Below are 24,082 nucleotides of genomic sequence, written 5' to 3' on the forward strand. Positions count from 1 at the left end.
TCTCTTCTGGAAAAATAGAAACGAATAATCCCCTAAAGATAGTTAACTGCTAATTCTCATTTAAAAGATTTATTCTACATTTGTAATCAAACCAAACTTATACGAAGATGAAAACAAGTAGGACACTGATGCTGCTTCTGTCCTTAACAGTGGCAGGAATCACGCATGCACAATCCGTAGACGGTATCAGCGGTGCTTCGCAACAAATTTCAAAGAATCAAACGATGAAAGGAGAAACCGTGATATGTCGCGGAAAAGAAGCACATACAGCCGGGAAAATGCTAGCTATAGGAAAAAAAGCTCCCGATTTCAAGGCTGTCAACGGAGAATTAGCCGAAGTTTCTTTGTCAGATTATCGGGGGAAACGGGTTATCCTGAATATCTTCCCCAGCCTGGACACACCTACCTGCGCCGTTTCCGTACGACAGTTCAATGCACGGGCTTCAAGCCTGGACAATACGGTTGTGCTTTGTCTCTCCATGGACTTACCTTTCGCCCAATCGCGCTTCTGCTCGGTAGAAGGACTGGAAAACGTCGTACCGCTTTCATTGTTCCGAAATCACGGTTTCTTCGACAAATACGGTCTCCAACTAGCAGACGGTCCCCTGGAAGGACTGGCAGCACGTGCCGTCATTGTAGTGGATGAACAAGGTAAAATCATCTACACCCAACTGGTAGAAGACATCTCACACGAACCGGACTACGATGCGGCACTGAAAGCTCTAGGGGAATCCTGACGATACTTTCACTAGATTATTTGTTCAGAAAACTCATGGAAAACAAAATACCCAATCAGGAAGATAGAATACGATGCCGCTGGTGTAACACGACCAATCCGCTCTACGTGGACTACCACGACCACGAATGGGGCATACCGGTACACGAGGACGGCAAACTCTTCGAAATGCTCCTGCTTGAAACATTTCAGGCAGGGCTTTCCTGGGAGTGTGTATTGAACAAACGTGAAGCGTTCCGCCGGGCATTCGATGGTTTCGACGCTACAAAAATCGCTGTATACGACGAAGAAAAGCTTCTGACCTTACAACAGGACAAAGGTATCATCCGTAACCGCCTGAAGATACAGGCAGCCGTAACCAATGCCCGTATATTCAATGCCGTACGTCAGGAATACGGTTCGTTCGACCGCTATATCTGGCACTTTACCGATTACCGGACTCTTTACGAAACAGACCGTACGACCTCCCCTCTCTCGGACACGATTTCCAAAGACCTTTACCGAAGGGGGATGAAATTCGTAGGCAGTACCATCATCTATTCTTACCTGCAAGCCATCGGTATCATCAATTCCCACGAGGAAGGCTGCTGGCTGGCAAGAAAAAACGCTCAAGCCTTATGACCATCACCTCATTAGTTGAAAATACCAGCCGGGAAAATTTCCCCGTAGAACACGGCCTCAGCCTGCACATCCGACTGGAAGACGGACGACAGATACTATTCGATATGGGACAAGGGAACCTGTTTGCCCGGAACGCAGAACACTTGGGCCTCCGATTGTCTAAAGTAGATATGGCCATCGTATCACACGGCCATTACGACCACGGAGGAGGCCTCGGAACCTTTCTGGAGATAAACCGCCACGCTCCCGTATACCTGAACAATCATGCCTTCGAACCGCATTATTCGCTCCGTGACAAAGGGCTGGCCTACATCGGTCTCAATCCAAAGCTGAAAGGTAACGAACGTTTGATAAGTTGTGAAGAAGTAGTTTCTATAGACAATGGAATCCTCCTCTTTGCTAACGTAACCGGCGACTGTCTCTGCCCCACCGGCAACAGACTGTTGTTCGGTCCCACTCCAGACATAAACGACGATTTCTGTCACGAACAAAGCCTGCTGATAGAAGAAAACGGTAAGACCGTACTTTTTGCGGGATGTGCCCATGCCGGCATCGTAAACATCATGCAGAAAGCCATCCGCTTGACCGGCCATCCCCTCACCCATATCTTTGCCGGGATGCACCTCGTGAAAAGCGGATTACCGGAAGCGGAAGAAACAACATTCATCCATGCGCTGGCGGATAAACTGCTGGAACATCCCGGTTGCCGTTACTACACCATGCACTGCACAGGCCTCCCCCAATACCAAATCCTAGCCGACCGGATGAAAGAATCCATCAGCTACCTAAGCTGCGGAGAAAGCGTAATGATTTAATCCGTTACTTCCTAACTTAAGGTTCTTCCAAAATTTAAAGTGATGTTGTATCTATTACTGCCACATGTAGGGACGCACGGTCTGTGCGTCCGCTTCTTTTCCAACCGAAAATACATTTTCATTCATACATGAATATGCCGACTCTTTGTGTGGGAATGATTTAGATGTACTACCTCGATGAATAGCATCCCGAGTTTTAGACAAACTATAATTCCAGCCTTAGTTTGGAGGCGGTATTTTTTCTTTTTGTTACTTTTTTCTTTTTGACACCAAAAAGAAAAAGTAAAACCCAACTTATCAATTGAATTTCAATACAAAAGTAGTTTCCCCCTTGGGCAACAGCGTGATACTTCCCCCCGAAAGCCGCATAATCTGCCGGGAAATACTCAGTCCGATACCACTTCCCCCCTCCTTCGTCGTAAAGAAAGGAATAAAGATATGCTCGGCGATGTCCGCCGGAATGGCAGGACCGTTGTTGGAGATTTCAATCAGTACAGCCTCAGCCTCGTTGCAATAGGCACGCAGACAGATACGTCCCTCCGAACCTGTGCAAACTCCCGATTCAATGGCCTGGATGGCATTCTTCAGCAGATTGATGACCACCTGAGAGACCAGGCTCTCATCTGCATACAGAATGAGGTCATCCGGAACGACTTCAAGCTGATAAACGACATGAGCCTCGGCATGCTGATGACGGGTCAAATCCACCATCCGCTGGAGAAAAGCTTTCACATAAAACAAGGAAGGCTCCGGCGTGGGAATCCGGGTAAAGCGACGGTAATTCTCTACAAACGACAACAGCCCCTTTCCCGTACTGCTGATGGTCTGCAACCCGTTACGGATTTCCTCCTGCGAAGCAGAACGGTCAGAAGCATCCATAGCAACTTCCCCCTCGTTCATCAGCGTCAGCAAGGTATCGCTGAGCGAAGTGATGGGAGTTACCGCGTTCATGATTTCGTGGGTCAGTACCCGGGTAAGCCGAATCCAGGAATCCACTTCCTTCTCATCCAACTCGTTGTTGATGTCATTCAAAGCCAGGATGCGCAAGTGCTCCTGATGTACATGAATATCGCTGACACGGATAGAAAGATTGACCGTCCCCCGTTCGTTGCTGAACACCGCTTGTAACTTGTCACTTGGCCGACAGGCTGTAACGACCTCCATCAGATGGGAATCCACACGTTCCAGTTGCCGGACATGAGTAAAGACCTCCATACCCAACAACCGCAAAGCCTCGCTGTTCTTCTGATAGACCGCTCCGTTGTCGTTGAGAACCAAGATACCGGTATTTACGCATTCCAGTATCAGCTCGTAATATTTTTCCTGCTGGGCAGTCTCGTTCTTTACCTTATAGAGAATCTGTGCCACCTTATTCAAGGCCTGACTCACCAGACGGTTGTCACGGTTGGCTTCAGTCTCGACAAAATGTACGGAAGCATCATCGTTTTCTAGTGCCTCCAACAGAAAAAGTACTTTCCGGGTATGGGCCCGATACAGACCGTACTGCCAATACACCAAGACAAACAGCGCCAAGGTAGCCACTACCGCCCCAAAAAGCAGGGTATCGTATGTATGAGACGACCCACGGTTGGTCCAGACGGACATCCACAAGGCACCGGTCACAACCGCCCACAACAGACTGACAGCGATGCGGAACAGGTATTGGCTTTTCAGGGAACGGATGTGCATACAGGCAATAGTTGAAGGTTAGAGACCGTATTTTTTCATCTTGTTATACAAAGTCTGCCGGGTGATTCCCAACTGTGCAGCTACAGCCGACAGATTTCCCCGACAGGTATCCAAGGCTTGGACAATCATCTTCTTTTCCATCTCTTCCAATGTAGATACAGGAACTTCGGAAACTTCCTGACGGCGGTCGGACAATTGGAACAGCTCAGCCGACAGGCAGGTATCGTCACAGATGATGACAGCCTTCTCCACGGCATGTTCCAGTTCGCGGATATTGCCATACCAGGGATGCTGACGCAACTTAACCTGAGCATCATCCGTCAAGTGGACCAACGGTCTGTCATACTGCTTGCAGAAACAGGCGATGAAACGTTCAGCCAGTGGAACGATGTCTTCGGTCCGCTCACGCAGAGCAGGTATTTCCAGATGAATGGTATTGATGCGGTAAAACAAGTCTTCACGGAATTCGTTCCGGGCTACCAGATCAGGCAGGTTACGGTTCGTGGCACAAATCAGCCGGATATCGACCGGAATGGAAGTATTGCTTCCCACACGGACAATGCTCCGTCGTTGGATAGCTGTCAGCAGCTTGGCCTGCAGATGATAAGGCAGGTTACCTATCTCATCCAGGAAAAGCGTACTCCGGTGTGCGGCCTCGAATTTACCGGGACGGTCTGCATGCGCATCAGTAAACGCTCCCTTCACATGCCCGAACAGTTCGCTTTCGAACAGCGTTTCAGAAACGGCTCCCATATCCACACAGACCATCTCCTGTTGCCGCCGCAGGGAAAGCCGGTGGATTTCGCGTGCCAACATTTCCTTACCCGTACCGTTCTCGCCGGTTATCAGGATATTGGCGTCTGTAGGAGCCACCTTCTCGGTCAACATCCGCAACTGCTGCATGACCGGACTTTCACCCCAATACATCCGAATTTCACCTCCTTTATCCATATGTACAGAACGGCTGACTTTTTTCTCTTTGGAACAACCTTGAGCGGCCGTAAGCAACGTATCTACCAACTTCTGGTTATCCCATGGCTTGACTACAAAATCTGCGGCTCCTTCCTTAATACCTTTCACAGCCAGGTCAATATCAGCGTAGGCCGTGAAGAGTACAACCGGCAAATCGGGGCATTGCCGTTTGATTTCATGCAACCAGTACAGTCCTTCGTTTCCGGTATTGAGACTAGCCGTAAAGTTCATGTCGAGCAGGACAACGTGCCACTCCTCCCCACGTAATTCAACAGGCAAAGTCGTAGGAGAAGACAAGGTTCTGACGATACGGAAGTACGGTTTCAGCAGCAGCTGAAGCGCTGCCAGTACTCCCCGGTTGTCATCCACTATCAGGATATTTCTGTTTTTCATGTTCGTGTTCATGTGTGCGAAGATAGCAGGAATAAACGGCTCTGCCAAACAAAAACCGGACAATCGTCCGGTGGTCATTCCCTGCGGGAAAGCCGTCCATGTCTAATTTTTAGACACCTCCTGTCTAATTATTTGACACTTCACATAAGCCTCTAAAATGTCTCTCCGCTGTATACCAACGACATAAGGAAATGGCACGGTTTCTGCAATTGGAAAGATAAAAAATTACGAAAAAACTGAATCCATAAACCCATGAAACAGATTTACTACGTTATCCAGACCCTGATTCACGGAAAGGAAAGCATTCCTTTCAAGGTGATATCCCTTGCCATGGGACTCGGCATGAGCATCCTGCTCTTTGCCCGGGTAGCCTACGAACAAAGTTACGATACCTGCTTCCGCGACTACAACCGCATCTATCAGGTATGGTCCATATTCCTCATGGAAGGTGAAAACCCCGAACCGCAAACCATGAACATGGGACCTCTGGCCGGAGTTATTCTTGAAAGCTTTCCGAAGGAAGTAGAAAGCGCCACCTGCACCAACCATTACCTGGCTTCATGGCCTCTCTACTACGGCAATGTCCGTTTCAACGAAAAGAAAATTTGCGCCGATTCCCTGTTCTTCCAGACCATGGGCATTGAGGTATTGAGCGGAAATCCGGTACAGGACCTCCAGCAGCCCAATGTCATCTACCTGAGCAAGAACCTCGCCGAACGGATGTTCGGTGGAGAAAATCCCATCGGCAAAGTCATCAGCTACAACCATGAACGGGATTTAACCGTACGCGGGACCTACAACGATATTCCGGACAATACCACTGTAAAAGCCGATGCCGTCATTTCCATGCCTCCGGCCTGGGCTGCCACACAACAAAACTACTCCTGGGACGGTGGAGATTCCTATTATCAATATGTACGTCTGCGTCCGGAAGTAGATGTAGAAGCCCTCAATAACCGGATGAAAAAAATGGCAGAAAAATATCTGCCCGCCCGGGACAGTTGGAGCTATACCGCTTATGTCAAACCCTTGCGCGATACCTTCCGCGAACAGGATGATGTGAAACGGATGTATACCATCATGATGACCCTGGGACTTTCCATCCTCTTCATTACAGCACTCAACTATGCCCTAGTTTCCATCTCTTCATTAAGCCGAAGGGCCAAGATGGTAGGCGTACACAAATGCAGCGGGGCCAGTGGAAGCGGAATCTTTGGCATGTTCATGCTGGAGACCTGTGCCGTCATCATCCTGGCTCTCCTCGTAATGGTGCTGCTGTTAATAGGTTTCCGCGATTTTGTGGAAGATACCGCCTCCACCAAACTGACGAATCTTTTCGATGGAAGTCGTCTATGGGTACCGGCCGCTACAGTAGCTTTATTATTACTGGTAGGCGGTGTACTGCCCGGCCGGTTGTTTGCCCGCATTCCCGTCACCCAAGTGTTCCGCCGCTATACCGAAGGTAAAAAAGGCTGGAAACGGCCGCTGCTGTTCATCCAGTTTGCAGGTGTTGCCTTTATCTGCGGACTGATGTGCATGGTCATGATGCAATACCGCTATGTCATGAGTAAGGATATGGGGTTCAAGACCGAGCGGATAGCCTATACTTACCAATATTTCAAATCAGCAGAGGAATCAGACAATGCCTATAATTACTTCCGCTCCCTCCCATACATAGCAAATGTTTCCTCCGCTTACGGCAATCCGCTGGACGGTTACAGTGGCTGTTTCATCAACGGTGAGAACGGTGAAGCTCTCTTCTCCGCCCGCTTCGATGCCTGCATGGACAACTATTACGACCTGATGGGCATCCAACTGAAGGAAGGCCGACTACCACGCGATTACAATGAGGCTGTTATCAATGAGACGTTTGTGGACCTGATGAAATGGGACAAAGAAGCCATAGGACGCATAGTACACACCCTGGGAGATAACATTACCGTATGTGGCGTAGTGAAAGATTTCCAGATAAACGGTTTTTATGCAGAACCTATGCCCTACATCGGCTTCAATACACGGCGTTTCAACAACGAACTTCATTTTCTGCTGAAAGAACCTTTCACTGAAAACCTGCAACGCCTGACCCAAGATGCCGCAAAAGCTTTCCCGGACAAGACCATCGACTTTACTTCCATGGAAGAAAGCATGCGAACCATATACAACCCTGTCCGTGTGTTCCGCAATGCCACTGTAGTAGCCGGAGTAGTCATGTTCTTCATCATGCTTATGGGGCTGCTGGGTTACACAACCGATGAAGTGCAGCGTCGAAGCAAAGAGATAGCCATCCGCAAGGTAAATGGTGCCGAAGCCTTGGACATCCTCCGCCTGTTGGGGAATGATGTCCTTTGGGTAGCCATCCCGGCTGTAATCATAGGTATAGCCTTGTCAGGCTATGTCAACAACCTATGGATAAACGCATTCACAGCCCAAGTATCGATGTCGGTTGCCGCCTACCTGGGAATCGGACTGGCTGTACTGGCAGTCATCATCTCCTGCGTACTGATAAAAGCGTGGCGGATAGCCAACGAAAATCCGGTAAAGAGTATCAAAAGCGAATAAATAATCTAAATACATTGAACCATGATTGAAATCAACAACCTTAGCAAAGTCTTCCGTACCTCGGAAGTGGAAACCGTAGCATTGAACCAAGTAAACCTTCAGGTAAACGAAGGGGAATTCGTAGCCATCATGGGCCCTTCGGGCTGTGGCAAGTCTACCCTGCTGAACATTCTGGGACTGCTGGACAATCCCACCGAAGGCAGCTACAAGCTGTTCGGACAGGAAGTGGCTGACCTGCACGAAAAAGACCGTACCCGCGTACGCAAGGGCAAGATAGGCTTCGTTTTCCAGAGTTTCAACCTGATAGACGAACTCAATGTCTTCGAGAACGTAGAGTTACCATTGACTTATCTCGGATGCAAGGCTGCAGAGCGGAAACAGCGGGTACAGGAAATACTGAAACGCATGAACATCAGCCACCGCGCCAAACATTTTCCCCAGCAGCTCTCCGGCGGACAGCAGCAGCGTGTAGCCATCGCCCGTGCCGTAGTCACGAATCCCAAACTGATTCTGGCCGACGAACCGACCGGTAACCTCGACTCGAAGAACGGAGCCGAAGTAATGAACCTGCTGACCGAACTGAACAAGGAAGGGACAACCGTCATCATGGTGACACACTCACAGCACGACGCATCGTTCGCCCACCGCACCGTACACCTGTTCGACGGAAGCATCGTTTCAAGCAACATCAACCTATAGACCGAGAACATGAGACAGTTATATTATACTTTACAGACCTTGCTCCGCGGACAGGGTGGCACCTTGGAAAAACTGATATCTCTCACGTTGGGACTGGTGATGGGTGTGTTGCTCTTTGCGCAGATAGTCTACGAACTGAGCTTCGACCGTTTCTATCCGAACCCTGAGACACTGGTCATGTTACGCATGAGGGAAGTACGCCAGGGAGTACCTGAACGCGAATATAACTACGGCACCTACCGTCCGGCAGCAGCCGACCTCAGTGAGGCCTTTCCGGAGCTGATAAAGAGTGCCTGTCTGACATCCAATTTCTGGCAACCGACCATCTATAAAGACGACAAGAAACTGGAAAACATACAAACCCTTTTCGCCGATACGGCCTACTTCCAGACCACCGGCCTGCAACTGCTACAGGGTACCCCAAAAGATTTGGGAGTACAGGGCAATGCCTTTATCTCGCAACGGAAAGCCCGCGAACTCTACGGCGATGAAAATCCCATAGGCAAAGAACTTTCCATAGAAAAGCTGTTCAACGTTACCATCCGGGGTGTCTATGCCGATATACCCGGCAACAGCATCATGCCCCACGACCTGCTACTCTCCATGGCTGCCATGGACTGGTCCTTCGGGGCAGGCACATGGGGGACGAACAATCTCTACGGCGTCCTGTTCCGCCTGAAGCAGGCTGCCGACGTAGCTACCATGAACAGCCGCATCCAGAAAGCCGTAGAGCAATATACCGACACACACTTGGGAGACGATGTAGTGACCGAGTACAGCATCTTGCCTTTATATAAAGTCTACCGTTCTTTCCCTGACAGTACACGACGACTGGTCATCCTCGGTGTATTGGGCTTCTCCATTTTCTTTGTCTCTGTCCTGAACTACGTGCTGCGTGCCGTAGCTACCATGAGCCGACGTGCCAAAATGGTAGGCGTACATAAATGCTGCGGTGCCGACGGCTGGCACATCCTTTCCATGTTCCTTTGGGAAACAGGGCTGCTGGTAGTGGCCTCCATCCTCTGCGGAGGGATTTTGTTATGGCTGTTGCGCGAACAAGTGGAAGAACTGTTGGGAAGCAGTCTGTCCGATCTTTTCACAGGACAGACACTCTACATTCCTTTGGGAACAGTACTGTTGCTTTTCATTGTGGCCGGTGTAGTGCCGGGACGTATCTATGCCCGGATTCCCGTAACCCAGGTATTCCGCCGTTACACAGACGGCAAGCGTTCGTGGAAACGCGGTCTGCTGTTCATACAGTTCATCGGTATGTCCTTCATCGGCGGACTGCTGCTGACTACCGTATGGCAATATCACGACCTGATGAACCGTAGCGTTGGCTTCCGTTCCGAGGGACTGGCTGTAGGAACAGCAACGGGCAACATCAAGCGGGCCATTGGCGTGGCCGATGCCATCCGCCGCGAGCCTTATATAGAAGCTGTGGGCGCCAGCAGCAACAGCCTTCTGGCCCATTACAGCACCAACCGTTTGACTGACAATCAGGGGAATTTCATCTGTCCTCTGCACTTCCTGATAATAGACAAAGACTTGCCACAAGTAACAGGGATGAAGCTGATTGAAGGTCATTGGCCTCAGCACCGGGGCGAATCCGTGGTGGGACTTACCACTGTGGAAACATTGAAATGGGGCGACACAGCCATCGGACATCAGTTACCCATCGACCCCTCCTGGGCAGGATTAGAAGAGCCTCCTGTAGTGGTGGGTGTAGTGGAGGACGTACGCAACATGGGATTCTTCGAAAGCCAGACTTGCACAGCTTTCATTCTGAATGACCGTGTACGTACTTTCAACGTCCGTCTGAAAAATCCGGTGGAAGATAATCTGAAAAAGCTCAACGACTTCGTCAAGTCCACTTACCCCGATCTGGCCCTGGAATTTACCACCTACCAGGAAATCCGTCAGGAACAGAATGCCAGTGTTTCCGCTTTCCGCAATACGGTATGGGTTACTACCGGCTGCATCATCCTGATTGTACTGATGGGACTTATCGGTTATGTCAGTGACGAAACCCAGCGTCGGAGCAAGGAAATAGCCATCCGCAAAGTAAACGGTGCCGAAGCCGGCAACATCCTGGGTATGCTTTCGATAGATATCCTGAAGATAGCTGTCGTAGCAGTAGCGGCAGGTATGGCATCCGCTTGGTATGTCTCCGGCCAGTGGATGCAGCAGTTTGCCGACAGCCAATTGCTCTCTCCCCTGTGGTATGTCCTTCTTGCCCTCCTGCTGTTAATGCTGATAGTAACAGTAGTAGTCTGCAAGGCATGGCGCATCGCCAACGAGAATCCGGTAGTGAGCATCAAGAGCGAATAACCCTTCTCTCGAATAAAGGAAAGATTACGGCAGGCGCGGTGTAAACGGTACACTGCGCCTGTTTTTCATCCGGAGAGATTCCATTCACACATTCTTGCCGACTCTGTACCGAACCATTCGGCAGATTGGACTATTTGTTGTATCTTTGCTTCCGGAAACAGAAAAACGAAGCTTATGAAATTCAACAACGAAAACATCAGACGACAAGACCGCACCCTGGACGAGAAGCGGGCTTTTGAAATCCTGAAAGAAGGAGAATACGGTATACTTTCCATGCAGTCGGAAGACGGACAGGGAGCCTACGGCATCCCCTTGAGTTATGTATGGGACAGAGGAAACTCCATCTACATCCACTGCGCTCCGATAGGCCGGAAACTGACTTGCATCGACCGTTGCCAACAAGTATCCTTCTGTGTGGTAGGAAGAACCAAGGTGATTCCCAATAAATTCACGACTGCATACGAAAGTGTAGTGATGAAATGTACCGCCCATCACGGCCTGCACGACGCAGAACGCATGTCCGCCCTTTCCCTGCTTCTAAGCAAGTATTGTCCGAACGACAAGATGGTGGGTATGCAGTATGCCGAGAAATCGTTCTTCCGCACCGAAATCATCCGGTTGGACATCGAGGAAGTGAGCGCCAAAAGCAAAGCACTCTTTTAATCCAGCCTGTATATGACACGCACCAAGACCAACACAGGGTACAGTAACAAGGAAATCTGGCAGATAGCCTACCCCATTCTCATCAGCCTCATCATGGAACAGCTCATCGGTATCACCGATACAGCATTCTTGGGACGGGTAGGCGAAGTGGAACTGGGAGCTTCGGCCATTGCCGGGGTCTATTACCTGGCCATCTTCATGATTGGATTCGGTTTCACCATCGGGTCCCAGATTCTCATTGCCCGACGGAACGGAGAGAAGAACTATACCGCCATCGGCCCTATCTTCTATCAGGGCTGTTACTTCCTGCTGCTTCTTGCCGCAGTGACTTTCAGTCTGACCCGATATTTCTCAGACGAGATTCTGGGTGCGCTGGTCAGTTCCGACCATATCCGTCAGGCTGCCGGCGATTACATCCACTGGCGTGTCTACGGATTCTTCTTCGCTTTCCTGGGAGCCATGTTCCGTGCGTTCTTCGTAGGTACGACACAGACCAAGACCCTGACACTGAACTCCATTGTCATGGTACTCTCGAATGTGGTATTCAACTATACCCTGATTTTCGGAAAATTCGGTTTTCCCCCAATGGGTATTGCCGGAGCCGCCATCGGTTCCTCACTGGCCGAGCTGGTATCGTTACTGTTCTTCATCGGCTACACCTTCACACGGATAGACTACCGGAAATACCGGCTGAACCGCATACCAACAGTACGTTTCGGTGAATTGAAACAAATCATGCGCATCTCCCTGTGGACCATGATACAGAACTTCATCTCCCTGTCCACATGGTTCCTGTTCTTCATCTTCATCGAGCACCTGGGTGAACGTCCGTTGGCCATCTCCAACATCATCCGGAGCGTATCGAGCATCCCGTTCATGGCGGTCATCGCTTTCGCCTCTACCTGCGGTTCGCTCGTCAGCAACCAGATAGGCGCCGGGAATGCCGGAGTGGTACAGGCACTGATCCGTCAGCACATCCGTATCTGTACCTACGTGGTAGCTCCGCTGATTATCCTGATAGCCCTCTTTCCACGCCCGGTACTGCACATCTATACCGACCTTCCGGACTTGATTACGGCAGCCATCCCTACCCTTTGGGTACTCTGCTCCACCTACCTGGTGACGATTCCGGGAAACATCTATTTCCAGTCGGTTTCGGGTACAGGAAATACGCAGGCTGCCTTCCTGTTGGAACTGGGTGCGCTGGCACTTTACCTGGTATACATCGGAGTAGTCATCCTGGGATTCCGTGCCGATGTAGCTTTCTGCTGGACTGCCGAACACGTATACGCCATCTGTATCTGGGTGGCCAGCTATTACTACATCCGCAAGGGAAGTTGGATGCAAAAGAAGATTTAGGGTCACACCTCCCTAAAAGACACCGGAGCTTACACTTCCCCATAAGGAATCAGTAACGATGATTTTTTGTTTTTTATGGAACCGACATAAAAAACAAAGATTTTCCGTAAATCTGTATAAGGAATATACCTCTTTGAAATCAAGAGAGTTAGAAGAATTACCTCGTTTTCAGGTAATGAGTTGGCAACCGTCCTAATTGACGTGGTCTGCATCGCTTTGCTTGTTCGGGAAACTCTTACGGTACAAAGGTATGAAAAATATTCAGACTGAAAGGATCATTCCAAAAATTATTTTAGTCAGAATATTGAGCATTCATCCTTATGCAGTCTTGGTTGGAAGCAATTAACGAACAAGGAAGCCACGGTAAAGGCAACTCCTACTCCTACCACGCCTGCCCATCCGTAATGTTGCCAAAACAGACCTGAAACGAACGTACCAGCAGAACCGCCCAGAAAGTAGATGGTCATATAAACGGTATTGACTCGGTTGATAGCGGATGCATCAAGGGCGACCACGCTGGTCTGGTTGGACAGATGGATACATTGCATTCCTGCATCAATCAACAGGATAGCGACTATCATCCATACATAGCTGGCATTCCCCCAAAATGCCAAGAACCATGCAGCCAATACCACACATCCTCCGACAATAGAGAAGAACCTTGCGCCATACTTTTGGATATAGCCGCTGATGAAAACCACCGTGGATGCACCTGCCAATCCGCACAAACCGAGTGCGCCGATAATATCGTCACTCGCAAAGAAAGGCTCTTGTTTCATCCGGAAAGCAAGGCAACTCCACAATGCGAAGAACGAAGCATAAGCCAATGCAGCCCTCAAAGAAGCGATACGCAAGTATGGGTATTGGGAGAGCAGGCGCAGCAAGGATTTCATCAATCCTGCATAAGTTTCTTGTGAACGGGCAGACAGCACGGGCAGCATCTTGTAAATCATCAGAAAGCATCCAAGCATAAACGCACAAGCGACGAAATAAACGGAACGCCATCCCCAAACATCAGCGAGAAAGCCACTGAATACCCGTGAACCAAGAATGCCTATTAGCAGACAGGATTGTATAATCCCCACGTTGCGCACCTTGTGTGCGGGTGCTGAATGATAAGACACCAACGGGATGAAGAACTGCGGCATGACCGAAGACGCTCCGGCAAGCAAGGATGCACCCCATACCCAATAGATGTCCGGGGAAATGGCTATGGCAAGCAATGCGCACGATGAAATGATATAATTGGTCAATATCAGCTGCTTTCGTGAAACCAAATCGCCAAGCGGAATGACAAACACAAGTCCGACTACATAACCTATCTGGGTCAATGTCGCAACCATGCTGGCAGAAAAGTCGCTTACCCCAAAATCCTTTGCCATGCTGCCCAACAAAGGCTGGTTGTAGTAGCAGTTGGCAACGGAAAGCCCGGTAGCGACTGCCATCAGAGCCAGCAGAGGTGCCGGAATGCCGTGGTTTTCTCTCAATTCATATTTCATCATTTATTCCTCCTTTCAGTATGACACAACTTTCAATCCTATCAAGGAAGCAATGAGCGTGAACAGGAAGAAAAGCCGTATGGGAGTGGCCGGCTCTTTGAAAACGAATATCCCAATCAAGACCGTGCCGACCGCTCCGATACCCGTCCAAATGGCGTATGCCGTGCCCAAAGGCAAAGTCTGAACCGCTTTGGCAAGTAATGCCATACTCAATACCGTGGAAGCCAAGAAACCGCTTCCCCACAGATAAAAACCAATACCTGATGCCTCTCTCGTTTTTCCCAAGCAGAATGTAAGGCTTACCTCAAACAATCCTGCCAATAATAAGATTATCCAATTCATACCAATGATTTATTAAATTCGGGTGCAAAAGTAAGCAAGAAATCCCTGACGGCTTTTTGCATTTGGCAAAAAACAACCATTCATTTCCGTTTCCGTGTGCTATTTTATAATTTTGCACACCGATAAGAACTACGAACTATGGATATAAAGGAAATCATCAACCAGAGATATGCTATGCCGGACGCGTCTTTGGACAAGTTGCGGCAATGCTTGACGGAAGTTTCGTATCCCAAAGGATTCCGCGTGCTGGAAAGCGGCAAGGTGGAGAAGAACATCTTTTTCATCAAGGAAGGCATTGTCCGCGCCTATACCTCGGTGGACGGGAAGGAAATTACCTTTTGGGTGGGCAAGGAAGGAGCGACCCTTGTTTCCATGAAAGGCTATGTAAATGACGAGCCGGGATATGAAACAATGGAGCTGATGGAAGATTCCGTCTTATATGTATTGAAAAGGAAAAAACTGAAAGAGTTGTTTTCGGAAGACTTGCACATCGCCAATTGGGGGCGGCGTTATGCGGAGATGGAGTTGCTTGCCACCGAGGAACGGTTGATTTCCATGTTGTCCGCCATCGCCTCTGAACGTTATAAGGAGTTGTTGGAGAAAGAACCTGATTTGTTACAGCGATTGCCGTTGGGAAGCATCGCCACCTATTTAGGCATCACACAGGCAAGTTTGAGTAGGATTCGGGCACAAATAAAATGACGTTTCAACTAACTGAGGATAGCAAGCGGTTTTGGTCTGCCCCAAACACAAACTTGCTATTCTTCCGTTGGTATTTCGCCTCGGTCTTGGCGGCTTCCAGTTTCTCCGACTTGATGTCTTTCCGCACTTCGTCAAGCTGCCTTTCCGCTTGCTGTTGCTCGTTCTGTAATTGCCGCACGTTGGCTTCAAGTTCTCCCGTCTTTCGTTTCAGGTCACGGTAGTATTGGGCGGTGGTGGTGTGCCGTGCCTCCGAACCACGGACACCACGCTGCAAGCCGTACTTCGCCATCGCTGCGGCATAGCTGTCATGGTAGGCGATAAGCCTTTCACGGGTTAAGAGGTCATCGGCGCACAAGCTCAAGGTTCGTTTCCCTTGCCTCCAAACTCTTGCCTTTGGCACGGTTGCCCTTTGCATCCCAAAGTTCTTTTGAGATGCTCCGCTTGCAACTGAACTGCGCCACCGTTCCGTTGATTGTAACCCGTCCCATGATGGGGACAGTTCCATTCTTCTCCTTGCTGCCGTTCGCATAGAACAGCACGCGAAATGTGCTCCTTGTCATACTCGTTCTTTTTTGGTTGCAAAACTATAAATCAACGAGTTAAACCTTGACAAGCAAACCTACGCAGAGCGGCGCAAACGGAACGGTGACTGTTAAATCTGCATTTCTGACGGGTAACGATTAGGAAACCGTTCTCTTTCTCCAATCCGCTTTGAAACGTTATTCAGCCCTCTATCCAACTTCCGCGATTTTCTCCTAACTACTTAATTCACAGATTACATTGCGTTAGTCTGCCGAATTTTGGAGGTTTTTCCATAGATTTTTTGTATGTTTGTAGTTAGGATATACAATATAGATTCATCAGCAACTTAATTCAGGTAGATTATGAAAAGGAACTATCCGGTAGGCATACAAAGTTTTGAAGAAATTCGGAAAGGGAATTATTTTTATGTCGACAAGACCGCATTAATTTACAGACTTGCAACAAGTGGTAAATATTATTTCCTGAGCCGTCCCCGACGCTTCGGGAAAAGTCTGCTGATTTCTACCCTGGAAGCTTACTTCCAAGGAAAGAAGGAACTATTCGAAGGACTTGCCATCGAAACTTTGGAAAAAGAATGGACCGAATACCCCATTCTGCACCTGGACCTGAACACCAAGAAATACGAAAGCCGTCTCTCACTCAATGAAATCTTAAACCAACACCTTGAAAAATGGGAAGCTGCTTATGGTGACGAGAAAAAAGACCGCTCACCGGAAGAGCGCTTCTCCCATATCATTGAGAAAATCAGCACCGTCACCGGCCGAAACGTAGTGATCCTCATCGACGAATACGACAAGCCCATGCTTCAGGCCATCGGCAACGAGGAGCTACTGACTGACTACCGCAACACACTAAAAGCATTCTACGGAGTACTGAAGAGTTGCGACCGCTACATCAAGTTTGCCCTGCTCACCGGTGTAACTAAGTTCAGCAAGGTCAGCGTGTTCAGTGACCTGAACAACCTGATGGATATTTCCATGGACAACCGCTTCGCCAACCTCTGTGGCATCACTGAAGAAGAACTTTACCGAGATTTTAAGGAAGACATCATCGAACTGGGAGAGAAGAACGGAATGACCGAACAAGAAACCAAAACCGAACTGAAAAAGACCTACGACGGATACCACTTTGTGGAGGACAGCGATGACATCTACAACCCGTTCAGCCTGCTGAACACATTCGCTAAAATGAAGTTCGGGAACTACTGGTTCGAAACCGGTACCCCCACCTTTCTGGTAGAACTGCTCAAACACAGCCGTTACGACCTGCACCGACTGACCGAAGAAGTGGCTTCAGCCGACTCGTTGGGAGGAATAGACACCATGTATTCCAATCCGGTACCCATCCTCTATCAGAGCGGCTACCTGACCATCAAGGGATACGACAAGGAGTTCCAGGCCTATTACCTGGGATTTCCCAACAAGGAAGTGGAGGAAGGATTCACCAAGTTCCTACTCCCCCGCTATGCCCACCTGGAAACAGGAAACTCTTCCTTCGAAATCATGAACTTTGTGAAAGATGTACGTCAAGGCAATGCGGAGGCGTTCCTGAAACGTCTGCAAAGCTTCTTCGCAGACAGTCCCTACGAACTGGCACGTGACCTGGAGCTGCACTATCAGAATGTACTCTTCATTGTATTCAAGCTGTTAGGCTTTTATACCCAGGCCGAGTATCACACCTCCAACGGACGCATCGACATGGTGGTGAAAACGGACAAGTACATCTATGTCATGGAGTTCAAACTGGACGGAACTGCCGAAGAAGCCTTGCAGCAAATCAATGACAAGCACTATGCCCTACCCTTCGCAGCCGATTCACGCAAAGTGTATAAGATTGGGGTAAATTTCAGTAAAGAAACAAGAGGTATGGAAGGGTGGATAGTAGAAAATAAATAGCACAGAAAAACGTCCGCACGTTTTACTTCAAACGAACGGACAGTTTACTGAAAACATACGGACGTTTTGAATCAAACGTCCGCACAAAATAAAGCTCCCGGAAATCACCTCTATCAAGAAGAGATTTCCGGGAGTATTTCATTTATCTTCTCCCTAACCTGTAGAGAGTTTCAAAGTCTGTAGGCAGATTAACGCAGTCTTTCGTAAGCCTTTACCAGCATTTCATCCTTACCGATGGCACGGATAGCCAACCAGTCAAGAATGATAGAGATAAGCGGCAGAATGACCGTCCATGACGGAGTGAAACTGTTCTCACCTTTCAGCATGAAGACGAAGGTCACCAACGTTCCGTAATATCCCAGCAACAGGATGATGTTGAAGATGGTCAGACGAATCTGAAACATACGCTTCTTGTACAGGAAAATTGTTCCCAAAGTCACCACGGCCGACACCATCAGAATGGCAAACATGGCCCACGGAGCGTAATCGGCTGTTCCATCCGGAGCTACCAGCGACAGGTTGTTGAAAACCGTAGCCGTATAGTCGGCTGCAACGAAACTTCCCACCGGAAGCGACATCATCACCACCATCAGGATAGCGACCACCAACAGATAAACCGTTTGAATACGTTGTATCATCGCGTTTCCTTCTAGATATGATTATTGCAGTTTTTCTTTCTCTTTAGCCGGATTGCGGTAATATACCTTACCTTCGATATACTCTTGCGTAGCAATCAAGGTAGGTTTCGGCAATTTCTCGTAATAACGTGAAATCTCAATCTGTTCTCTGTTTTCGAAAACTTCTTCCAGATTGTCGTTGTACGAAGCAAATTCCTGCAATTTCTTGGAAAGATCATTCTTCATTTCCACTGCAATCTGGTTTGCACGCTTGCCAATGATCGCTACAGTTTCATAGATATTACCAGTATCTTCACACAGTTCCATCAAGTCACGGGTAACAGTAGTCGTAGGAGCATTTGTTTTCTTATAATCCATAATTCCTTAGTTAATATATAATGTAATTATTTTATTCTTCTTCGGTCGTCTTGATATACTTGCTGGCATCCTTATAGATGTTTTCCACCTCTTTCATGTACTTGCTTTCAGGAAATTCGTTCTTGAACGCGTAATATTCATCCACAGTTTCCAGCATACGTTCCTCCTTCTTCTCGATAACACTTTCCTTGGCCATATCGTACTTGGCACGCAGAATCAGGATAGAGAGTTCCTCGCGTAACTTGGTATACGGATAGTCCTTCAGGATATTCTGGGCAGTAACGATGGCGGCCAGGTAATTGTTACCTGTACTGGAATACACAGTATTTCCCGTATACGAGCCCAGATCATAATACAGCTTGGCAGACAGATATTCCTTCTCCACCAGTTTGTCCTGCAACTCGAAAATCATATTCTGAGCCAGTTCCCGACGTTCGCTCCGTGGAAAATATTCCATGAACATCTGCAGTTCCTGAATGGCTTTGTACGTACTGCTCTGGTCCAGTTTAGGTTCCGGAGTATCCAGGTACAACGCTTTTCCACTGTTATAACGTGCCAGTTCCGTATAAGTACCTCGTGGATAAGTGGTATAATAAGTATTGAAATAATGTGAAGCTGTAACGTAGTCACCTTGATTAAAATAGGTCATCGCCAACATGTACAAGGATTCTTCCCCGTAAGCAGTACCTTTCATAATCGGAATCAACTCTTCCAGAATGGTAGCGGCTTTCGAATTCTGACCTTTGGCAAAATAGCTCTTGGCAGCTTCGTATTTATATTCGTAGTCTGTGCTTTTCAGCACCTTATTATACTCTCCACACGATGAGAAGACACCGGCGGAAAGGAGGGCCAATACTATGTATTTTTTCATATCAATCAATATAGTTGCGCAAAATTACTCTTTTTCAACGAATAATACAATACATCAATGTTTTTTAAGATTAATTTTTCCATGTTTATAGCCAAACGGAAAATTATGCGTATTTTTACACCCCTGCAGGATTTGTCCGCAACGGCCCAATCCGCTCCAGGCATCCGATAACATGATAGATTGATTCCTATGAATTTTGAACTGATATCCGACTACAAGCCTACGGGAGACCAACCGGAAGCCATCGCCCAACTGACGGAAGGCGTGCTGAACCATGTCCCCGCCCAGACCTTGCTGGGAGTAACCGGTTCCGGCAAGACTTTTACCATCGCCAATGTCATCAAGAACGTCAACAAACCAACACTGATTCTGAGTCACAACAAGACACTGGCCGCCCAGCTTTACGGCGAGTTCAAGAATTTCTTTCCGAACAATGCCGTAGAATATTATGTGTCCTACTACGACTATTACCAGCCGGAAGCGTACCTGCCTTCTACAGACACCTATATTGAAAAAGACCTGGCCATCAACGAAGAGATAGACAAACTGCGTCTGGCAGCCACCTCTTCCCTGCTGTCCGGCAGAAAAGACGTCATCGTCGTGTCATCCGTATCGTGTATCTACGGTATGGGTAATCCGGCCGATTTCTACAACAATGTCATCGACATCAAGAAAGGGAAACTGCTGGACCGGAACGTATTCTTACGCAAGCTGGTGGACAGCCTTTATGTACGGAACGATATAGAACTGAACCGGGGTAATTTCCGCGTAAAAGGTGATACCGTAGACATCTATCTTGCCTACAACGACAATGTCCTGCGGGTCATGTTCTGGGACGACGAGATAGACGGTATCGAAGAGGTAGACCCTGTTTCAGGACACCGGCTCAGCAGCTTCGACGAATATAAGATTTATCCGGCCAACCTTTTCATGACGACCAAAGAAAGTACTTTACGGGCCATCCACCAGATAGAAGATGACCTGAAAAAGCAGGTGGATTTCTTCGAAGAGAACGGGAAACCATATGAAGCGAAACGCTTGTATGAACGGGTGACCTACGATATGGAAATGCTACGCGAACTGGGACACTGCTCCGGTATCGAAAACTATTCGCGATATTTTGACGGCCGGGAGCCAGGTACCCGCCCGTATTGCCTGCTGGATTTCTTCCCCGAAGATTTCCTGATTGTGATCGATGAAAGTCATGTAAGTGTCCCTCAGATACGGGCCATGTACGGAGGAGACCGGGCACGGAAAGAGAACCTCGTGGAATACGGATTCCGTCTGCCGGCAGCCATGGACAACCGGCCGCTCAAGTTTGAAGAGTTTCAGGAAATGGCCAAACAGGTCATCTACGTCAGTGCTACACCGGCAGATTACGAGTTGATACAAAGCGAAGGTGTCGTCGTAGAACAGGTCATCCGCCCGACCGGCTTGCTGGACCCCATCATCGAAGTACGTCCGAGCCTGAACCAGATAGACGATTTGATGGAAGAGATTCAGCAACGCATCGAGAAAGAGGAACGCACGCTGGTCACTACCCTGACCAAACGGATGGCGGAAGAACTGACCGAATATCTGCTGAACAACGGCATACGTTGCAACTATATCCACAGTGACGTAGACACCTTGGAACGAGTGAAGATTATGGATGAGCTCCGGCAGGGCATCTACGATGTACTGATTGGAGTCAACCTGTTGCGTGAAGGACTCGATTTACCGGAAGTATCGCTGGTAGCCATTCTGGATGCCGACAAGGAAGGATTCCTCCGCTCCCACCGTTCACTCACCCAGACGGCAGGCCGAGCAGCCCGTAACGTAAACGGAAAGGTCATCATGTATGCCGACAAGATAACAGACAGCATGCAGCAGACCATCGACGAGACCAACCGACGCCGTGAGAAGCAGTTGGCTTACAACGAAGCGCACGGCATCACTCCGCAACAGATCAAGAAGAACCGAACCAACATTCTGGTGGACAGTCACACAGAAACGACCAGCAAAGAGCCGAAGGCATATACCGAGACTACCGGTACGATGACAGCTGCTGCCGATCCGATTGTCACCTACATGTCGAAGGATCAGCTGAAACGCAGCATCGAACGGACGCGTAAACTAATGCAGGAAGCCGCCAAGAATCTGGATTTTATCGAAGCCGCACAATACCGCGACGAACTGATCCGACTGGAAGAAGCTCTGAAAGACAAATAACAGAAAAAGGCAGGGAAACATTTAAGCTCCCTGCCTTTTTTCATTCATAAATCGTTTGAATTACTTCTTTTCGATATCAATACCTTTGTTACGCAGTGTCATTGCCATCAGTCTGACATAGCTTGAATACTGCTTTTCATCCAATGTCTGCTTCATCAGCTTCAAGTTACCGTACACTGCATTACGTACTTTTTCATCTGAATTCTTGGAACGGTTTGCACGTTTCATTTCATCCTGAAAGAAATCACAAATGTCTGCTACCTTGTCGTGCTGTCCGGCATCCAATTGCAGATACTTAGACAACTTGGCTTTGTTGATGGTACCATCCCATTGCTGAGGAGTGGCGTCAGCTTTCTCCTGTGCAAATACCGAAGCAGAAAATGCCAGTGCGGCAACCAATGTCAATCCTAATTTCTTCATAATACCTAAAATTAAATTTTACCTTAAAAAATTATCCTATTAACAAACCTCTTGTTCCTAGAGGTTCTATCTTTTTACCGATGCAAAGATACTTACTCCCCCGATTCTGCCAAATTTCTGATAAATAATCATGCCAAAAAACATGTTTTTATTGACATACATCAAGACGAAAATAATAAATTGGGCCATTATGAAACAAGATTGTAACATTATACAATATATAATCAGGAAATCCATTCAACTAGTCAACAGAACGAACAAACTTCGCTCAGTTTGTTTTTACCACTTTATCTGACAAACGGACCAGTAGTAGATGCCTAATTCTTATCGGCAACTCACTAAAAAGAAAGTGTAGAAATTCGTAAGTTCATCAGTCCCAAAAGAAAGCATAGCAAACAGTCAAAATACTAAGCCTCCTAATATGAAAAAAGGCCCCTGCATAAAGCAGAGGCCTTCTGATTCTATTTCAACCAAACGATTGAATTATCCACCGAAGTTATCGTACATGATAGAAGACTCTTCTACGCCGAGGCTATCCAACATGGCGACAACAGCTTTCGACATCGGACCAGGACCACACATGTAGTATTCGATGTCTTCCGGAGCTTCGTGGTCTTTCAGGTAAGTATTCAACATCACCTGATGAACGAATCCCGGAGTATACTTCACGCCTGCTGCATCGGCTGCCGGATCCGGACGGTCCAGTGCCAGATGGAAGTGGAAGTTCGGGAAATCCTTTTCCAGACTCAGGAAGTCCTGCAGATAGAATACTTCGTTCAATGCACGTGCACCGTAGAAGTAATGCAGTTCACGGTCTGTAGTATGCAGGGTACGTGTCATGTGCATAATCTGTGCACGCAACGGAGCCATACCGGCACCACCACCTACCCAAATCATTTCCTTCTTAGAATCGAAGATCGGGTGGAAGTCACCGTAAGGACCACTCATCAATACCTTGTCACCCGGTTTCAGGGTAAAGATATAAGAAGAAGCGATACCCGGATTTACATCCATGAATCCGCTGCGGTCTGGTTTGAACGGCGGAGTAGCGATACGTACAGTCAACATGAACACATCACCTTCAGCCGGATAGTTGGCCATAGAGTAAGCACGGATAGTCGGTTCCGGATTCACACACTTCAATCCGAACAGACCGAACTTCTGCCATGCCGGCAAGTATTCGTCACCGATCAATGACTTGTCGATGTCCTTGTCATAATCCATAGTGAATGCAGGGATCTTGATCTGGGCATAAGAACCCGGGATGAAGTCCATGTGAGCACCCTTAGGCAGCTGCACCTTGAACTCCTTGATGAAGGTAGCCACGTTCTTGTTGGAAATAACGGTACATTCGTATTCCTTTACACCCATTACAGATTCAGGTACCTTGATAGACATGTCGCTCTTCACTTTCACCTGACAGCCCAGACGCCAGTGGTCTTTCTGCTGTTTGCGGCTGAAGTGGCTGACTTCTGAAGGCAGGATTTCGCCACCACCTTCCAGAACCTGACATTTACACTGACCGCAAGAACCTTTACCACCACAAGCTGAAGGCAAGAATACATTGTTCACAGCCAATGTGTTCAACAAAGTAGAACCGGATTCCACCTCCAGCTGGTTTTCGCCGTTGATGGTCAATTTCACATTACCTGAAGCTACCAGGAAGTTCTTGGCTACCAACAGGATAATTACCAACACCAGAATAGTCACCAGGAATACTCCAATGCTCGCTAAAATAAAATTCATATCCATTGTATATTCCTTTCT

Annotated in this window: 20 protein-coding genes and 2 pseudogenes; 11 read left to right on the forward strand and 11 right to left on the reverse strand. The window is 48.2% G+C overall.

The genetic code is table 11. The annotated features are described in order from the left end of the window. The first annotated feature begins 224 nt into the window (after positions 1-224). From tpx to C510_RS0109710, 3 genes are read left to right on the forward strand one after another with little or no spacing between them, the layout of a single operon-like run. Entirely contained in the window at positions 225-737 is a 513-nt protein-coding gene (gene tpx, locus C510_RS0109700; protein WP_025892296.1) for a thiol peroxidase, read from the forward strand. Between the two features lie 35 nt (positions 738-772). Beyond that, a complete protein-coding gene (locus C510_RS0109705) occupies positions 773-1,357 on the forward strand; it encodes a DNA-3-methyladenine glycosylase I (protein WP_018711145.1) in 585 nt (194 codons plus the stop codon). Further along, positions 1,354-2,172: an MBL fold metallo-hydrolase gene (locus tag C510_RS0109710; RefSeq protein ID WP_018711146.1), complete on the forward strand. Its 819-nt coding sequence runs from the start codon at positions 1,354-1,356 to the stop codon at positions 2,170-2,172. Before C510_RS0109705 ends, C510_RS0109710 begins: the two co-directional genes overlap by 4 nt. A gap of 297 nt (positions 2,173-2,469) precedes the next feature. Here C510_RS0109710 and C510_RS0109715 read toward each other — a convergent pair whose 3' ends face one another. Continuing rightward, positions 2,470-3,861 (reverse strand): sensor histidine kinase, encoded by a 1,392-nt coding sequence (locus tag C510_RS0109715; RefSeq protein ID WP_018711147.1) that lies wholly within the window; start codon positions 3,859-3,861, stop codon positions 2,470-2,472. Between the two features lie 18 nt (positions 3,862-3,879). After that, a complete protein-coding gene (locus C510_RS0109720; protein ID WP_154651973.1) occupies positions 3,880-5,226 on the reverse strand; it encodes a sigma-54-dependent transcriptional regulator in 1,347 nt (448 codons plus the stop codon). Between the two features lie 252 nt (positions 5,227-5,478). Here C510_RS0109720 and C510_RS0109725 point away from each other — a divergent pair, with 252 nt between their 5' ends. The 5 genes from C510_RS0109725 to C510_RS0109745 all read left to right on the forward strand — a co-directional run bounded on the left by C510_RS0109725 (position 5,479) and on the right by C510_RS0109745 (position 12,837). Further along, positions 5,479-7,785: an ABC transporter permease gene (locus C510_RS0109725; protein ID WP_018711149.1), complete on the forward strand. Its 2,307-nt coding sequence runs from the start codon at positions 5,479-5,481 to the stop codon at positions 7,783-7,785. Positions 7,786-7,806: 21 nt separating this feature from the next. After that, on the forward strand, positions 7,807-8,484 hold the full coding sequence (locus tag C510_RS0109730; protein WP_018711150.1) for an ABC transporter ATP-binding protein: 678 nt from the start codon (positions 7,807-7,809) through the stop codon (positions 8,482-8,484). 9 nt (positions 8,485-8,493) lie between these two features. Further along, positions 8,494-10,815, forward strand: coding sequence for an ABC transporter permease (locus C510_RS0109735; RefSeq protein ID WP_018711151.1), 2,322 nt, complete (start codon positions 8,494-8,496; stop codon positions 10,813-10,815). 174 nt (positions 10,816-10,989) lie between these two features. Further along, positions 10,990-11,478 (forward strand): pyridoxamine 5'-phosphate oxidase family protein, encoded by a 489-nt coding sequence (locus C510_RS0109740; protein WP_018711152.1) that lies wholly within the window; start codon positions 10,990-10,992, stop codon positions 11,476-11,478. Positions 11,479-11,490: 12 nt separating this feature from the next. After that, positions 11,491-12,837, forward strand: a complete 1,347-nt coding sequence (locus C510_RS0109745) for an MATE family efflux transporter (protein ID WP_018711153.1) — start codon at positions 11,491-11,493, stop codon at positions 12,835-12,837. A gap of 296 nt (positions 12,838-13,133) precedes the next feature. Here C510_RS0109745 and C510_RS0109750 read toward each other — a convergent pair whose 3' ends face one another. After that, positions 13,134-14,336: an MFS transporter gene (locus C510_RS0109750; protein ID WP_040366217.1), complete on the reverse strand. Its 1,203-nt coding sequence runs from the start codon at positions 14,334-14,336 to the stop codon at positions 13,134-13,136. A 15-nt stretch (positions 14,337-14,351) separates the two neighbouring features. Continuing rightward, on the reverse strand, positions 14,352-14,678 hold the full coding sequence (locus C510_RS0109755; protein ID WP_018711155.1) for a DMT family transporter: 327 nt from the start codon (positions 14,676-14,678) through the stop codon (positions 14,352-14,354). 138 nt (positions 14,679-14,816) lie between these two features. Here C510_RS0109755 and C510_RS0109760 point away from each other — a divergent pair, with 138 nt between their 5' ends. Next, positions 14,817-15,380, forward strand: a complete 564-nt coding sequence (locus C510_RS0109760) for a Crp/Fnr family transcriptional regulator (RefSeq protein ID WP_018711156.1) — start codon at positions 14,817-14,819, stop codon at positions 15,378-15,380. 73 nt (positions 15,381-15,453) lie between these two features. Here C510_RS0109760 and C510_RS17125 read toward each other — a convergent pair. Then, positions 15,454-15,738: pseudogene (locus tag C510_RS17125) on the reverse strand (MobV family relaxase); the annotation flags it as partial. Next, a pseudogene (locus C510_RS16425) lies at positions 15,734-15,940 on the reverse strand (Arm DNA-binding domain-containing protein); the annotation flags it as partial. The pseudogenes C510_RS17125 and C510_RS16425, both read right to left, overlap by 5 nt. A 324-nt stretch (positions 15,941-16,264) precedes the next feature. On the opposite strand from C510_RS16425, the gene C510_RS0109775 reads away from it, so the two are divergent. After that, a complete protein-coding gene (locus tag C510_RS0109775) occupies positions 16,265-17,818 on the forward strand; it encodes an ATP-binding protein (RefSeq protein WP_018711159.1) in 1,554 nt (517 codons plus the stop codon). A 188-nt stretch (positions 17,819-18,006) separates the two neighbouring features. Here C510_RS0109775 and C510_RS0109780 read toward each other — a convergent pair whose 3' ends face one another. Genes C510_RS0109780 through C510_RS0109790 form a run of 3 tightly spaced genes read right to left on the reverse strand, consistent with a single transcriptional unit; the run spans position 18,007 to position 19,684 of the window. Continuing rightward, positions 18,007-18,456 (reverse strand): DUF4293 domain-containing protein, encoded by a 450-nt coding sequence (locus C510_RS0109780; RefSeq protein WP_018711160.1) that lies wholly within the window; start codon positions 18,454-18,456, stop codon positions 18,007-18,009. 21 nt (positions 18,457-18,477) lie between these two features. After that, positions 18,478-18,813 (reverse strand): DNA-directed RNA polymerase subunit omega, encoded by a 336-nt coding sequence (locus C510_RS0109785; protein WP_018711161.1) that lies wholly within the window; start codon positions 18,811-18,813, stop codon positions 18,478-18,480. Positions 18,814-18,844: 31 nt separating this feature from the next. Then, positions 18,845-19,684, reverse strand: coding sequence for an outer membrane protein assembly factor BamD (locus C510_RS0109790; RefSeq protein ID WP_022340497.1), 840 nt, complete (start codon positions 19,682-19,684; stop codon positions 18,845-18,847). A 189-nt stretch (positions 19,685-19,873) separates the two neighbouring features. Here C510_RS0109790 and uvrB point away from each other — a divergent pair, with 189 nt between their 5' ends. Further along, entirely contained in the window at positions 19,874-21,895 is a 2,022-nt protein-coding gene (uvrB, locus tag C510_RS0109800) for an excinuclease ABC subunit UvrB (RefSeq protein ID WP_018711164.1), read from the forward strand. Positions 21,896-21,955: 60 nt separating this feature from the next. Here uvrB and C510_RS0109805 read toward each other — a convergent pair whose 3' ends face one another. Further along, complete coding sequence (locus C510_RS0109805; RefSeq protein ID WP_022340494.1) at positions 21,956-22,315, reverse strand: hypothetical protein; 360 nt, start codon at positions 22,313-22,315, stop codon at positions 21,956-21,958. Between the two features lie 483 nt (positions 22,316-22,798). Continuing rightward, a complete protein-coding gene (gene nqrF, locus C510_RS0109815; protein WP_018711167.1) occupies positions 22,799-24,067 on the reverse strand; it encodes an NADH:ubiquinone reductase (Na(+)-transporting) subunit F in 1,269 nt (422 codons plus the stop codon). Between the last annotated feature and the right edge of the window lie 15 nt (positions 24,068-24,082).

The organism is Phocaeicola barnesiae DSM 18169 = JCM 13652 (assembly GCF_000374585.1).
Taxonomy (GTDB): Bacteria; Bacteroidota; Bacteroidia; order Bacteroidales; family Bacteroidaceae; genus Phocaeicola; species Phocaeicola barnesiae.

Bases quoted from the DNA above. Each gene is read 5' to 3' on its own strand.
- tpx (WP_025892296.1), top strand. From the start codon at position 225: ATGAAAGGAGAAACCGTGATATGTCGCGGAAAAGAAGCACATACAGCC.
- C510_RS0109705 (WP_018711145.1), top strand. From the start codon at position 773: ATGGAAAACAAAATACCCAATCAGGAAGATAGAATACGATGCCGCTGG.
- C510_RS0109710 (WP_018711146.1), top strand. From the start codon at position 1,354: ATGACCATCACCTCATTAGTTGAAAATACCAGCCGGGAAAATTTCCCC.
- C510_RS0109715 (WP_018711147.1), bottom strand. From the start codon at position 3,861: ATGCACATCCGTTCCCTGAAAAGCCAATACCTGTTCCGCATCGCTGTC.
- C510_RS0109720 (WP_154651973.1), bottom strand. From the start codon at position 5,226: ATGAAAAACAGAAATATCCTGATAGTGGATGACAACCGGGGAGTACTG.
- C510_RS0109725 (WP_018711149.1), top strand. From the start codon at position 5,479: ATGAAACAGATTTACTACGTTATCCAGACCCTGATTCACGGAAAGGAA.
- C510_RS0109730 (WP_018711150.1), top strand. From the start codon at position 7,807: ATGATTGAAATCAACAACCTTAGCAAAGTCTTCCGTACCTCGGAAGTG.
- C510_RS0109735 (WP_018711151.1), top strand. From the start codon at position 8,494: ATGAGACAGTTATATTATACTTTACAGACCTTGCTCCGCGGACAGGGT.
- C510_RS0109740 (WP_018711152.1), top strand. From the start codon at position 10,990: ATGAAATTCAACAACGAAAACATCAGACGACAAGACCGCACCCTGGAC.
- C510_RS0109745 (WP_018711153.1), top strand. From the start codon at position 11,491: ATGACACGCACCAAGACCAACACAGGGTACAGTAACAAGGAAATCTGG.
- C510_RS0109750 (WP_040366217.1), bottom strand. From the start codon at position 14,336: ATGAAATATGAATTGAGAGAAAACCACGGCATTCCGGCACCTCTGCTG.
- C510_RS0109755 (WP_018711155.1), bottom strand. From the start codon at position 14,678: ATGAATTGGATAATCTTATTATTGGCAGGATTGTTTGAGGTAAGCCTT.
- C510_RS0109760 (WP_018711156.1), top strand. From the start codon at position 14,817: ATGGATATAAAGGAAATCATCAACCAGAGATATGCTATGCCGGACGCG.
- C510_RS0109775 (WP_018711159.1), top strand. From the start codon at position 16,265: ATGAAAAGGAACTATCCGGTAGGCATACAAAGTTTTGAAGAAATTCGG.
- C510_RS0109780 (WP_018711160.1), bottom strand. From the start codon at position 18,456: ATGATACAACGTATTCAAACGGTTTATCTGTTGGTGGTCGCTATCCTG.
- C510_RS0109785 (WP_018711161.1), bottom strand. From the start codon at position 18,813: ATGGATTATAAGAAAACAAATGCTCCTACGACTACTGTTACCCGTGAC.
- C510_RS0109790 (WP_022340497.1), bottom strand. From the start codon at position 19,684: ATGAAAAAATACATAGTATTGGCCCTCCTTTCCGCCGGTGTCTTCTCA.
- uvrB (WP_018711164.1), top strand. From the start codon at position 19,874: ATGAATTTTGAACTGATATCCGACTACAAGCCTACGGGAGACCAACCG.
- C510_RS0109805 (WP_022340494.1), bottom strand. From the start codon at position 22,315: ATGAAGAAATTAGGATTGACATTGGTTGCCGCACTGGCATTTTCTGCT.
- nqrF (WP_018711167.1), bottom strand. From the start codon at position 24,067: ATGGATATGAATTTTATTTTAGCGAGCATTGGAGTATTCCTGGTGACT.